Annotated in this window: 6 protein-coding genes; all 6 read right to left on the bottom strand. The window is 37.4% G+C overall.

The window, feature by feature from the left end:
• Positions 1 to 69 precede the first annotated feature (69 nt).
• Positions 70 to 2,433, bottom strand: a complete 2,364-nt coding sequence (locus tag K5G00_RS20320) for an ABC transporter permease (RefSeq protein WP_238768073.1) — start codon at positions 2,431 to 2,433, stop codon at positions 70 to 72.
• 66 nt (positions 2,434 to 2,499) lie between these two features.
• Positions 2,500 to 4,932, bottom strand: coding sequence for an ABC transporter permease (locus K5G00_RS20315; protein ID WP_238768072.1), 2,433 nt, complete (start codon positions 4,930 to 4,932; stop codon positions 2,500 to 2,502).
• Positions 4,933 to 4,974: 42 nt separating this feature from the next.
• A complete protein-coding gene (locus K5G00_RS20310; protein WP_238768071.1) occupies positions 4,975 to 7,341 on the bottom strand; it encodes an ABC transporter permease in 2,367 nt (788 codons plus the stop codon).
• A gap of 38 nt (positions 7,342 to 7,379) precedes the next feature.
• Positions 7,380 to 9,740: an ABC transporter permease gene (locus tag K5G00_RS20305; protein WP_238768070.1), complete on the bottom strand. Its 2,361-nt coding sequence runs from the start codon at positions 9,738 to 9,740 to the stop codon at positions 7,380 to 7,382.
• Between the two features lie 15 nt (positions 9,741 to 9,755).
• Entirely contained in the window at positions 9,756 to 12,089 is a 2,334-nt protein-coding gene (locus tag K5G00_RS20300; RefSeq protein WP_238768069.1) for an ABC transporter permease, read from the bottom strand.
• Positions 12,090 to 12,189: 100 nt separating this feature from the next.
• Positions 12,190 to 14,562: an ABC transporter permease gene (locus K5G00_RS20295; protein WP_238768068.1), complete on the bottom strand. Its 2,373-nt coding sequence runs from the start codon at positions 14,560 to 14,562 to the stop codon at positions 12,190 to 12,192.
• Positions 14,563 to 14,609: the final 47 nt, after the last annotated feature.

Raw genomic sequence — 14,609 nt, 5'->3', positions numbered from 1 at the left:
CAATTTGTTTATTTGTATCTCAATCTCACAAATGCCAATTCTTTCCCTCCGGGGAAGGTCAGGTGGGCTTTATTCATATCGAAGAGCTTCAACAGGATTTCTTGTAGCAGCCCTCCAGCTTTGCCAGCCCACAGCAAAAAAGGCAATGATTAAGGCAAAAAATCCACTAATCAAAAAATAGCTTATATGTATATTAACTTTTGTTGCAAAGTTGCTTAACCAATTTACCATTAACAGATACGATATAACAAATGCAAATACCGAGGCAACGCTAACCAAAAGAAAAGTTTCGCCCAATAAATTACCCATAATACCCGCTTCGCTGCCACCAACTACTTTACGGATACCGATTTCTTTGATGCGGCGTGTAACATTTAATATGGAAAGAGCCATCATTCCGACAAAACTCAAAACAATAGCCAGAAAAGCACCCGATGAAACCATATTAAATACGCGTTCGTCTTTTTCGAATTTGGCAGCATATACATCGTCAAGCGACCTAAAAGACATCCTGTAATTCGGATCAAATTCTTTAATAACACCGGCCACTTGCTTTTGATTTTCCCGCGTAAAGTTTCCGAGGGTACGCAGGTAAATAAAGCTGCCGTAGTTATCAACCCGGGACAAAACAAGCGGCTCAACAGACTTCCCGGCATATCCGTTAAAATAAAAGTCTTTAACAACACCGGCTACCTTTACAGGCTGCCCTTTGTACGAAACCTGCATATCAGGACTAAGCTGCAGACCCAACATTTTTGCTGCTGCTTCATTTAATACAATACTTTTTTTGTCACTTTGGCTGTCTGTAAAAAAGCGGCCTTCTTTTAGTCGCAGTTGCATCGTTTCGCAAAATCCGGGCATTACCCTGTACTCGTTTACAGATTTTTCATTAGGGCTGTTAAGTAAAGCAATTGATTGTCCGCTACAACCACCGCCCATACGATGTTGCGAAATACCAACATTTTTGATAAAAGGTAGTTTTTCGAGTTCATTTTTAATAGAAACTGTATTCCGGGCAGCCTGTCCCGAAAAATCCTGAATGGCTACCACATCTTTCGCATTAAATCCGAGAGGCACATCTTTCATGTGTTTTATCTGGGCTTTTATAATGATGAGCGAAGAAATAAGTAATGCTGTAATAAAGAATTGCACTAACACTACTGATTTGGAAAGCCCACTGTGTGAAACGTTCTGGCGCTTTCCTTTTAATCCTGAAACAAGGTTTATTTTTGACAGATGAAGGCTGGGATAAGCACCGGCTATTAAAACAAGCACGATTAACACTATCATAATCATCGCGACACCCAGTGGAGTGAACATATCATTTGCAGTTAAGGGAAGATTTATCATTCGGGAGAAAAATGGTTGTACCAGAACAGCAAACCATAAGCCCATAAGTAATGCAAAAAAGGCAATAATACCGTTTTCCCGAAAAAACTGACCGGCAAGATTACTGCGGGTAGCACCTGCAACTTTTCGGGAGGCTATTTCGGCAATCCGCTTTTCGCCATGTAGTAAATACATATTAATAAAATTGATAAGGGCTATCAGGAAAATGAAAAGGGCAATACCGCTCACAATAAAAAGTTGCATTCGGTTGGTTTTTGGCACCATATCGTCCTCAACCTTTGTATGCAGGTGAATATCACGCAAAAGTTCGGCGCTGGTTTCAGTCTTTGTGTCGTTCAGCTTTCCCCGGGTTTTCCAAACTTTCATCAGTTCATCATTTGCCGCTGCAATATTTTTTCCGGCAGTTTGCAAGTCCATACCCTTTTTTAACAGGTAATAAGTTTGAAATTCCAGACTGCCCTGACTAATCATAAAATCGTTGGCTTTCATGGGCTGTAACAAATCGAATTTAAAATGCGTCGTTTTGGGCAAATCAGCCATGACTCCTGATACAAAAAGGTCAGAACCATCCAAAGCCAATGTTTTTCCCACACAATCCACACTTCCAAAAAGTTTCTCTGCCGACGATTTTGTCAAAACAATATTCTTTTTACCGGCAAGCGCTTCAGAAGTATTTCCTTCCGTCAACTTTAGTCCGAAAACATCAAAGAATTCCTCATCGGCAAACATCACCTGTAAATCATTGAAAGTACCCTTCTCCGCTTTTATTCTCACGTCCCATCCGGGGTTTAACTGAACTGCCTTTTCCACTTCGGGAACTTGTTCTGGCAACTGTGTGTATGCCGTACGAAGTGCAGCGGACAATACCTCTGTTTGGTTTTCTCCGTGCAACATGTTACAAAGGCGCAACACGCGGTCGTTCGTTGGAAAATGTTTGTCGAAACTGAATTCGTATTTCAGGTAAACCGACAGAAGCAATAAAGCGCTCAGTCCAATTGCCAGTCCGGGGATACTAATATAAACCAGCAATGGATTGCGTTTTAACATGCGAAAAGCGAATTTTAAATTTCTTATGGCTTTCATATTTTATTATTTGTTTCATTATTCATATCTCAATGCCTTAACCCCGACGATTCTATTGGAATTTAGTCATTCATATCTGAGTGCCTCAACAGGATTTCTTGTAGCAGCCCGCCAACTCTGCCAACTTACCGTAAGAAGTGCAATTCCCATCGCCAATAATCCGGCAAAAGCAAAGATCCACCAACTTAAGTTGGTTTTATATGCAAAGTTTTCGAGCCATTTGTGCATGGCATAGTAAGAAACAGGAGTTGCAATAATAAAGGCAATACTTACCCATTTTATATAGCTACCGGAAAGCATTATTAAAATATCATTTATACCTGCTCCGCTAACTTTTCGTATCCCAATTTCTTTCACTTTTGTCATAACAATGTATTTTACAAGCCCAAAGAGTCCGAGGCACGACAAACAAATGGCAATTAACGCAAACAGGGTAAACAGTTGTTTGGTCTGGTATTCATTTTTATACAAAGCATCATAGTCTTCATCAAAAAATGAAAACACAAATTCTTTTCCCGGAAGTACTTTCTGATGTTCTGTTTTTATATAGTTGATAATTTTCTGCTTGTCAGCCCCCGCAATACCTACAGATAAATATTCGGGCGACCACCACATTTCTACATCAGGTTCCTGAACAAAAGCAGCAGCCCTAACTTCAGTCCTTTTTGAATTATAATGAAAATCTTTTATTACTCCAACCACCTCATAATAATCATTTTCGGTGTAATAAATATGCTTTCCAATCGGGTCCTGAATATTGTATGTTTTTAAAGCTTTTTCATTTAAAACCATTTTTTTACCTGAAGTAACATCATCGGTAAAAAAATCTCCCTTGGCAAGCTCAATTTTATAGGTTTCGAAAAATGAAGCTTCAACCGGATTTGTCTCAAGCGCCAGCATTTCTATTTCATCACCGTCAGGGATGGCAAAATTTCTTGCAGGCAGGCTCATTCCGGGAATCCTATGCGAAAAAGAAGCAGTTAAAATATTACTGTTTTTCTGTAATTCTTCTTTGAAAACTTTTTGTTTGTCATACGACAAATCTGCCATTTGCCGGATAACAACAATATTCTCCTTCTTAAATCCCAATTTTTTATTCTGAAGAAAATCAAGCTGGCGCGTTACAGCAAATGTACTTATGATAACCAATATGCTTATTGTAAACTGCAGAACCAACAAAGCATCTTTAAAACTCAGTTTTCCGCTGTTCTTTTTAGAAAATTTTGTTGTGAGCACTTTTATGGGTGACATCCCCGAAACAACAAATGCCGGGTATAATCCGGCAACTATACCAGTAAAGATGGCAAACAAAACCAAGCATAGATACATGATTGGTGTTAAACCTGAATCAGACAGGATTTGGATTTCCGTATTTTTTTCAAAAACTGGGATAAATAAACGAACAAAAGCCAGTGAAATTATCAGCGCGAGGAAACTATAGGTACAACTTTCTGCAATAAACTGCCACATGATTGATTTGCGCGATGCTCCTGTAACCTTTTTAACCGTAATTTCTTTTACCCGCGCTGACGACTGTACAGTTGAAAGATTTGTAAAATTTATAAGAGATATAATGAGGATAAAAAGTCCGATCACCAGAGCCATATAAATGTAGGTAATGTTCCCGTTTTGGCCGGCTTCATTTTTTAATGTCGAATATAAATGGATTTTTGAAAGTGGTTGTAACTTTAGTCTCCAGCTTTCACCTTTAGCTTTCCAATCTTCAACTGTCAGGTTCCTCCAGTTTGCAAGGATAGGGGCAATCTCTGTTTGAAGATATTCATTCAACTTACTTTCAAATGTCAAATAATCTGTATTCTTATCGAGGAGGATATAGGTATAAATATTTGAATTCATCCAATCGCCTGTAGCATTTCTGTAAAATGAAATTGATGGCAGGGAAAACAAAAAATCGAATGTAAAGTGAGAATTTGAAGGAACATCAGCTATTACACCGGTAATGGTAAATTGTTTATTTTCATGGTCCATGCCAGTCGAGAGGATTTTTCCAACCGGATTTTGATCGCCGTAAATTCGTTTAGCGGCACTTTGGGTGATAAAAGCAGTGTTGGGTTCTTCCAGCGATTTATTGTCACCCTGTATAACAGGAAAAGAAAAAACATCAAAAAGTGATGCCGTTGCCCCCGAAACTTTCATTCTGAAACCCTGACCATCGGGTTTGCTCATCATGGCCGTACCAAAATCAAGCATCCCGACAGCTTCCTTTACCTCCGGGAATAAATCAGGTAATGCCTTTGACAGGATTGATCCTGTTGTAGCGTCATTTATATCGTTTTCCAAGAGTTTGCCTTCACTTGTTATCCGGTATATCTGTTCCCTTTTTTCGTTAAATTTATCAAAGCTCAATTCGTTATTAACCCAAAGCATTACCAGAATAAAAGCTGACATACCAATCGCAATACTTATAACATTGGTTAGCGAGGAAGATATATTTCTTCTAAATATTCTGATTATTAATCTTAAGAACTGTTGTATCATTTTTATAATTTTATCTGGTCCCGTTTTTTTGATATGATATCTTTACTCATACCTCAGTGCTTCGACCGGATTCCTCGTTGCTGCGCGCCAGCTTTGCCAGCTTACGGTTAACAAAGCGATTCCCAGCGCCAGCACTCCTGCCAGCGCAAAAATCCACCAGTTTAAGTTGGTTTTGTAGGCAAAATTTTCAAGCCATTTGTGTATGGCGTACCAGGCAACGGGCGTTGCGATTACAAAGGCTATCAGAACCCATTTTACAAAGTCTTTGTTTAGCATTGCCAGTATTTCAGATACTTTAGCGCCGTTTACTTTCCGAATGCCGATTTCTTTTACTTTTTGCTGACTGGCAAAAATTGACAATCCTAAGATTCCCAAACAACAGATAAAAATGGCAATGACCGAAAAGAAGAAGAAAATTTTTCTAAACTGAACTTCGGAGCTGTACATTTGCGCTACCGATTCATCCAGAAATTCAAAATCTACAGGATAGCCGGTAGAAATACTGGTTGCAGCTTTGTTAATCTGTGTAACGGCTCCATGTAAACTGTTAAAATCTGAAGATGCTATTTTAACGTAACAAAATTTGGCATAATCGTTAACTCTTATTATCACAGGAGAAATGGCTTTGTGTACCGATTGAAAGTGGAAGTTATCGACAACACCAATAATTTCCATTTCCTCTGAATTGAAAGCCGGAATTTTTACTCCCAATGGTTCGTCAAATCCATATTCATCGACAAATGCTTTATTCACAATAATTTTGTTTTTATCGGTTAACATATCTGAAGAAAATAACCGGCCTTTTATGGGATTTAAACCTAAGAGTCCCGGAAAATTATTATCGCATCTTATAATATGACTGCTTATATTTTCCTTCTTTTCACCTTTATAAGTTATCGTCATCCCATACCACTGCTCAATGGATTCCCTGCCGGGTAAAAAATTGGTATAACTTACTTCTTTTACACCGGGAATTTGCACTATCTTCTCTTTTAGAATATCTTTTTTTAGTTGAGGAGTGAGTTGTATAGTGTAGATATTTTCTTTGTTAAAACCCAACTGTTTTGAGCCGTATTTCACCTGCTTCTGCACAGCCCATGTAAATGCAATCAGTATTATGGCAACCGAAAACTGAGTGATAACAAGTATTGTTCGAGTGCGGTTAGTCTTCCCTTTTCCTGTGATATTTCTTTTTACGGAGTCAATTGGATTTATAGACGATAGTTTTATCGCTGGTACAATAACAGAGAAGGTGGAAATAATCAATGCTGCAGAGATTGATATAAGCATAAATTCAGGATTCAAAATAATATCCGAATTAATTGCAACTCCTATTTTATTGGAGAGAACCGGTATTGTTATCAAAGATATCATGTAGGCAAACACAACCGAAAAAAGAAAAAATAATGCTGACTCGCCAATAATATTTTTGAGAATATGTTTTTTTTCGGCTCCCGAAATTTTTAGTATTCCGACGTTTTTTAATCGTTCAACAGCAAGTGAAAATGAAAGATTAAGATAATTTATTATGCCCATGAGCAAAATGATTGTCGCAACAACTGCCAAAATCGTGGTTGAGGTCTTGTTTCCGGTTTTCAGATAATTTTGTCTTCCGACATCAACATCAGAGAAATAAAATGAGCTAAAAGCTTTCAGTGAGATTGTGGTTTTATAATTGTTTTCAGGATAAAGCTGTGCTATCTTTTCCCCAATTTGATCGGGGCTGGCAGTTTTATTTATTAAAACAAAACTGGTAAAATTAGACATCCCCCAGCTGGTAAATTCATCTCCGTTGGGACTGACTTGCGGAAGGCTAATCATCGGAATAATTGCATTAAAAGACAATGATGACTTTTCCTGAGCTTCATTGATTACTGCGCGCACGGTTAAATTGTGCTTGTTATCCATTTTAACTGTTTCACCTATGGGTGAAAGTTGCCCGAATAATTTTAAAGCTTCTTTGTTTGTAAGAACAATTGACATTGGTGTTCTGAGTGCCGTTTTAAAATCTCCGGCAATACATTGATATGAAAAAACATCGGTAAAAGTAGAGTCGGCCAAAATCAGCTTACTGGTTATCGGGGGATTTTCACCAACCTGGAAGGTCGTTTCTCCAAAAGGACTTCTTATACGTACGACTTTTTCAACCTCCGGAATTTCGTTCTCAATGTGTTCTTTGAGAATTGCCGGTGTGTAAGTATGTAATTCGCCTTGAAATCCTTCGGAACAAATAACATAGGTATTGTCGATGTTTTTATTGAATTTGTTTGCGCCCGTTTCGCCCAAATAATAGGTAGCAAGAACAAATACCACAGTCATGCTTAAAGTCAATCCGACAAAATTAATCGAGTAGATAAATGGCTTTTTTGCAACGCCTCTTTGTATAAATTTTAAAAAGTGCGATTTCATAATTTTTTATTTTTATCCGATGGCTCAATATCCAATTTTTACTCATATCGCAGGGCTTCAACGGGATTCCTCGTTGCTGCGCGCCAACTTTGCCAGCTTACAGTGAGCAAGGCAATCCCCAGAGCCAGTGCTCCGCCCAGCGCAAATACCCACCAACTTAAAGTAGTTTTATATGCAAAACTTTCGAGCCATTTAATCATGGCAAACCACGAAACAGGTGTCGCAATTGCAAAAGCAATAACTACCCATCTTACAAAGTCTTTGTTCAGCAGAGCCATTACTTCCGAGACTTTGGCTCCGTTTACCTTTCTTATTCCAATTTCTTTCACCCTTCGTTGGATAATAAACATCGATAATCCTGTTAACCCGAGAATGGCAATTGAAAGAGCAATTATCATAAAATAGTTCAGGAGCTGTTTTATGTTTTCCTCGGCCGTATATAGCTGGTTAAAGCGATCATCTATAAATTCATACGAGAAAATATTTTCCTGTAAATTATATTGTTGCCAGATGTTCTCGATAAAAGCCAGAGTTTTGGTTTTTTCGAAAGGAGTAATCCGAATGGATACTGTGGTAAAACTTTCGGGACGGTACATCATAATCACCGGAGCAAGTGGGATGTGCAACGACTCATAGTGAAAATCTTTGGTTACGCCTATTATTCTTTCCACTTGTCCGCTATAGTTGATTTGATTACCGATTGCATCTTCCGGCGAATCCCAGCCTATTTTTTTTGCGGCAGTTTCATTGAGAAGATACCCAGTGTTGGATTCACTAAACTTATCAAAATTTACACCTGCTGCAAGTTCAATTTTGTAGGTCGTAAGGAAATCTTCGTCTACCCTGATGTTGGCCAGCCTGAAATCAATAGGATTGGAATTCCCGTCGGAAACGACTTCTGCTGAACCGGAATCCAAAAGACCCTGTGATGGTGTTCTTTTTGACGCCGATGCTGAAAGAATGTTCGGGTTCTGCGCCAACTGTTGTTTAAATACATCCAGCTTTTCGTTGAGCTGGGGAGTGGAGGGTATAACAATCACATTTTCTTTGTCGAGGCCTAAGTTTTTATCGTGTAAATAGTTTATCTGTCTGAAAACAAAGAAAAATGAAATTACCAAAGCAATGGAAACCGCAAACTGAAAGGTTACCAATCCACCGCGGAATGTATTATTCCCGGTATTTATTTTTTCTTTTCCGCTTGAAATTACCGGTTTAAAAGATGAAACAATCAGAACCGGATAAAGAACCGAAAGAACTCCTGTAACAACAGATAAAATAACAATACCTGCTATTAAATCTGTATTTTCAGCTATTTTCAAATGAAAATTGTTTCCTATAATCTGATCTACTCCGGAGGAAATAAACAGGATAATTCCCAAGGCCAGTAATCCTGAAATAAAACAAAAGAAAACCGATTCCGCTGTTAGCTGAAGGATGAGGATTTTTTTGGAAGCTCCCACTACTTTTTTTACTTTGATTTCTTTTAAGCGCTTGGTGTACATTGCTACGTTTAAATTCATGTAGTTAATGCTGCCAAGAATAAGAATCAGTAATGCAACTGATGCAAGAATATAAATATATGAACGATTGCTGTACCAATCAAAGTGGATATCGGTAAGCGCTTCCATTCTTATTTTTGTCCACTCCGTTCCATTTTCGAATTGTTTGTTGATAAAACCATCCAGTTTGGAATCGATATTCTCCGGCAGGTGCGGAATAAGGGCAAATGTTGTATAGTTATTGCTACTCCAGTTTTTCATCTCCTCCTGCCCAACGATGGATTCGTATGTACTAAATGAAATATAAACATCAGGATTAAAATGGGTGTTTTGCCCCCAGTTTTTAAACACTCCCTGCACGATAAAACTGTATTTATTTCCTGTTTCATCTTTTACATCCAGCGATTTTCCGACAGCATCAGTCGTTTGAAAAAATCGTTGTGCGGCTTCTTCCGAAACAATTAAAGTGAGTGGTTCTTTTAGTAAGTTATCATCATTGGGTAAGCCTTTAAAATCAAAAATATGGAGTATTTCAGGTTCAGCAAAACAGGTATTGTCTTCAAATATTTTTTTGTCGCCAACCCTAAAAACAATTCCTGTATTACTAACTCTTGCAATTTGTTGAATTTCAGGTATTTCATTTTTTAACAGGGGTGCAATTGGAGGTGCTACATTTGTTAAATGAAGGTTTTCGTTGCCATCCGGGTCATAAAAATACCGGTGTACCCTGTATATTTCTTTACTTTTTGAATGAAAGGAATCGTAACTAAGTTCATATTTAATCCAGGCAGATATCAGGAATACACTTAAGAAACCTAAAACGAGCCCAAAAATATTAATTGCCGAATAAAACGGGTTTCGTTTCATATTTCTGAATATGGAATTAAAAAAACGTTTCATATTTTAATTCTTATATCATTCATATCTCAAACTGTCTACAGGATTTTTAGTTGCAGCTTTCCAGCTTTGCCAGCTCACCGTAAATAATGCAATTCCTAGAGCCAGAATACCGGCAAGGGCAAAAATTGTCCAGGTAATGTTTGTTTTATAGGCAAAGTTTTCCAGCCACTTTTTTGTTGCAACCCAAGCTACAGGTGTAGCTATAAAAAATGCTATAATTACCCATTTCACGAAATTTATATTTAGCAGATTCACAATTTGTGTAATCTGAGCTCCATTCACTTTACGTACTCCTATCTCTTTTCTTCGGTTTTGAGCGGTGTAGGCAGCCAGCGCAAATATTCCGAGCGACGAAATAAGGATGGCAAAAATGGCAAAATAGCCAACTATTTTGGCTGTGCGTTCTTCTTTTTGGTAGGCAATATTTAAAGCATCATCAATAAAATTTAGCTCTAAAGGGTCTGACGGAGATATGTCCTTAAAAACGGCTTTGGCCTGCGTTACAACAGCGATTAAATTATTGCCCGATCCTCTTACCAATACATAAGGAGCCCAGTTCATATCCCTTAACTGAAACATGGTTGGATGTGGTCTTTGATATAACGACCTGAAATTCATATCTTCTACCACTTCGCTAACTTTTACCACATTGTCGTGGAGCCTAAATTCGTTGTAGGGAGGTTCTAGTTCCAGATCATTCACTGCAGTTTTGTTTATGATCAAAGCGAACTTATCTTCCCCCATAACATTATCGGTAATTGAAATTCTGTTTTTTAAAGGGATTCCAAGTGCCGAAAAGAAAGCGGTATCAACCCTGAATTGATCAAAACTCTGCGCCTTGTCGTTATAAACAAAAGACTGGTTATTAATGGGACCTCCCGGAAAATCCTGGCAGAAAGAAACAGCTTTAACACCAGGTATTTTCATTAACTCGTTTCCGAATGCATTTTTTTGTTTATTCGTATCATCGGTCATTCGTATATAAAATGTATGGTCTTTATCAAATCCCAAATCATAGTTTCTCATATAGTTATTTTGCTTCATAATAAAAGCAACAACTACAATCAATGCAATGGAAACCGTGTATTGAAAAACAACCATCGCTTTCTGGCTAAAACTATTTCTCAGTCGCGACGGAACTCCCTTGATAATTTCAAGAGATTTGAAACCAGAAAGAATAAGTGACGGAACAAAACCTGCAATGAGGCCGGTTACGAAAACAACCAGTAAGCTGCGGAACAGAAATCCATTGTTAAATATGTCGGAAAATTTAAAAGCTGTGTTTACCAATCGGTTAAACTCCGGCAAAACAAGAATTGTCAGTAAAACAGCAATGGTTGTTGAAATAAAACTTACAATGGTCGATTCCATTAAGAATTGCCTGACAATGCCCCAACGCAATGAACCGATAATTTTTTTTATTCCTACTTCTTTGGCTCTTTTTACTGACTGCGTGATGCTTAAATTAATGTAATTTATTGCTGCAATTATTACAATCGAAAATGCAATAATGGTAAGAATATTAAGAAATTTTTTATTACCCTGCCGCGTTCCTATGTAATCGCGTGCCGAGAGGTTAAAATATACTTCTTCGAGCGGCATAAAAGAGATTTTGTTGCTCCTGTCGTTTTGAAAAACCCAGTAAAACTCCTTGGCCTTTTCCAGCAACTCCTTTTCATGCACTTTAATGTTGCTGTTTTTATGCGCCAGTAAATAAAGTCCAAAGGAGCTGTTTCCATAATCTTTCATAAAATACTTCAACGCATTCTCTTCGCTCATTCCCCATATTCTGGGTAGCATCGAAAAGTTGATAATCATGTTTGGCTTAACAAAATGGGTGTTGTCTTTAAAATCACGAAAAATGCCGGAAACCACGAAATCTTTCCCGTTAAATTTAATGCTTTCCCCTACCGGATTTTTTTTGCCAAAAATTTTCTTTGCAAAACTCTCCGATAGTACAGCATCCTCGTTCGCCGATAAAAGCTCTCTGGTATCTCCAACAAGTATTGGAAATGAAAAAATGGTGAAGAATGTTGAATCGGTTAACAAACAATTCCCACTTTCGAACTTTTTGTTGTCGTATGTTAAAGTACCATCCATCGTAAAAGTACGCGCATAGCTTTCAGCCTCAGCAACATTTTCCAAAATATACTGGCCGAACGGAGGCGCAAAAGTTTCAATATTGTCGCCATGTACACGGTATATTCTGTCTTTATTTAGGTGAAATGAATCGACTGATATTTCGTTGGAAACATAAGAAGATAGCAGCAAAACAAGGGTTATGGCAATTGCCAATCCAAAAATATTTATTGTCGAATGAAGTTTGTTTTCCCGTAAATTACGAAACATTAATTTAAATTGTATCCGGAACATAGTTGTATTTCTAGTTTAAATATTCACAATGTTTTTTGACTTTATTAAACCTTGAAGATTTGTTACATACTTCTCACTATTCATATCTGAGAGCTTCAACAGGATTTCTCGTTGCGGCCTTCCAGCTTTGCCAACTCACAGTTAGCAAAGTAATTCCCAGTGCCAGTAGTCCTGCCAACGCAAAAATCCACCAGCTTAAAGTTGTTTTGTAGGCAAAGTTTTCCAGCCATTTATACATAATGTAATATGAAATTGGAGTGGCAACAACAAAGGCAAACACCACCCATTTTACAAAGTCTTTATTTAGCATGGTTATCACCTCTGTAATTTTAGCGCCGTTTACTTTTCTAATGCCAATTTCTTTTATTCTTTTCCGGGTTTCGTAAAGCGTAATGGCAAACAGCCCAATCGCTGAAATGATATAAGCGATGATGGTGAAAAGGATATAAATTTCGCTTAGCCTTTTTTCCTTATTGTACATCGATTGAATATCATCAGAAAGGAAGGTGTAGTTAAAGGTTTCTCCCGGATTGTTTTTTTCGAAAAGTTGCCGGACAAACTGGAGACCTGTCTGGTTTGCACCCTCTTCAAACTGAATCAGAAAGTTATCTTCCATATCTTCAAAATAAAGTATAACAAGAGGTTGTGGTTTTACCGAAAGATGTTCGAAATTAAAATCTTTAACAACTCCGATAATGTCATATGCTCCCCATGAGCTACTCCTGATTTGTTCCGTGGAAATGTCGGTTATTTTCCAATATTTTTTTGCAGCTTCGTTAATTACTACCTTTTCATCGCGGTTTTTGTCCTCTTCCCGGTTAAAAAATCGGCCTTCAATAATTTCTAATCCCAGAAGATTGGCATATTCAGGTGTTATAGCCAGAGATTTTTCCGTGGTGTAATCTTTTTCTTCGTTGTTTAATTTCCACGACATCTCAAAGGGCTGAATTGGGGAATTGCCAAGTGAAAAACTTTTAATCGAACTTTGAACCGTCAACTCATTTTTCGCATATTGAAAATTATTTTGATAATCCTGATGTTGCTTCATTTGCTCTTCACGGGTTCCGCTATAATTGGGTTCATGAAAAAGTTGTGTGCTAACAATATTCTTTGAATCGAATCCCAGGTCTTTATCAAGCATTAAATTCAGTTGTTTAACAACTACTATCGACGCAGTAAGCAGGACAAATGAAAGCGTAAATTGCAGGGTTGTAAGTACTTTTCTCCCGGCTAATTTAGTTGGTGCAAAACTCTGATTTTTTAAACTTTTGGTAATAGGCAGATAAAAATAAACAAAAGACGGGTAAATCATCGCCCCGGTAATTAATACAAAAAGAATCAGGCTGTTTAAAAGAAAAACTTGCCAAATATCGGGCGTTAAGTTTACTCTGGCAATTTGATTAAAATGAGGCAAAACGATGTGAAACGCCAGCGTGATAATAAAGGAAGAAATAAAAATAAGCAGGAGGATTTCGGTAAATTTTTGTAATAAAATGTGTTTTGAACCAGCTCCCGTAATTTTATTAATCCCGATGTTTTTAATTGAAAAATTGATATTGATAATTTGCAGATTGGTGAAGTTGAGTAGTGAAATAATAAAAATTACAGCAATAATTGCATACAAGACATTGATGTTTTTTTTGTCGCCGTGTTTGGAGATGATTCCCTGAGTATTAATGTTGTTTCCCTCGAAATACATTTTACTTAAAGGGTAGATGCCAGTAGTACTTTCTTTAAAACGTTCTCTGTAATGTCCCAAATCCTTTATTTTTTCAGAAAATTCAACCTCATTAAAACTGCTGTTTGCCAAAATGAAATTTCCGCCCATCCGGCTGTATTGCATCGAGTGGTTGGGAATGATAAAGTCAAATGTAATTGAGCTGTTGGAAGGCAAAGGTTTCAGAATACCTTTTACGGTATAAATCTTTTGTTCGCGTGTGGTAATGGTAACGTATTTCCCAATTGGATTTTCATCTCCAAATATTTTTTTCGCCATGTTTTGGCTGAAAATGATTGCATCCGGATCGTGTAATATTGCAGCTTTATCTCCAACTTTTAACTGAAAATCAAAAACCTCAAAAAAGCTGCTGTCGGCAACTATTCCTTCAGGTGAAAAAGAATGTTCATTATAAGTAAATTTGATTTCACCTTCTCTATATTTTTTTATATCGGTAAAGCTTTCAATCTCGGGATAATCTTTGTAATTAAATTTAAAAAATAAATCAGCTTCCCAGGCTTCGGGTTTACTTTCCGGTGAGTCTTTTAAAGTGATCAGGTAAATATCTTTTTCCCGTTTATGGAAATTATCCATTGAAAGTTCGTTGCGGATGTATGTGAAAAGGAGCGAGATACATAATGCTCCTAAAAACACGGTGGAAATACTTCCGGCAAAAACCAGCCGGTTTGATTTAAAATTTCGGATAGCGTATTTTAGATAGTGTTTTAACATTCTTTTTGTTGCTTTTTATTTATATCTCAGCTTTTATTTATGAGCAG

Origin of the sequence: Maribellus maritimus (genome assembly GCF_022267315.1) — a bacterium.
Taxonomy (GTDB): Bacteria; Bacteroidota; Bacteroidia; order Bacteroidales; family Prolixibacteraceae; genus Draconibacterium; species Draconibacterium maritimum.
The sequence above is the reverse complement of the archived record's forward strand: the minus strand, read 5'-3'. Positions and strand labels throughout refer to the sequence as shown.

Excerpts from the sequence above, each read along its gene's own strand:
- K5G00_RS20320 (WP_238768073.1), bottom strand. The coding sequence starts at position 2,433 with ATGAAAGCCATAAGAAATTTAAAATTCGCTTTTCGCATGTTAAAACGC.
- K5G00_RS20315 (WP_238768072.1), bottom strand. The coding sequence starts at position 4,932 with ATGATACAACAGTTCTTAAGATTAATAATCAGAATATTTAGAAGAAAT.
- K5G00_RS20310 (WP_238768071.1), bottom strand. The coding sequence starts at position 7,341 with ATGAAATCGCACTTTTTAAAATTTATACAAAGAGGCGTTGCAAAAAAG.
- K5G00_RS20305 (WP_238768070.1), bottom strand. The coding sequence starts at position 9,740 with ATGAAACGTTTTTTTAATTCCATATTCAGAAATATGAAACGAAACCCG.
- K5G00_RS20300 (WP_238768069.1), bottom strand. The coding sequence starts at position 12,089 with ATGTTTCGTAATTTACGGGAAAACAAACTTCATTCGACAATAAATATT.
- K5G00_RS20295 (WP_238768068.1), bottom strand. The coding sequence starts at position 14,562 with ATGTTAAAACACTATCTAAAATACGCTATCCGAAATTTTAAATCAAAC.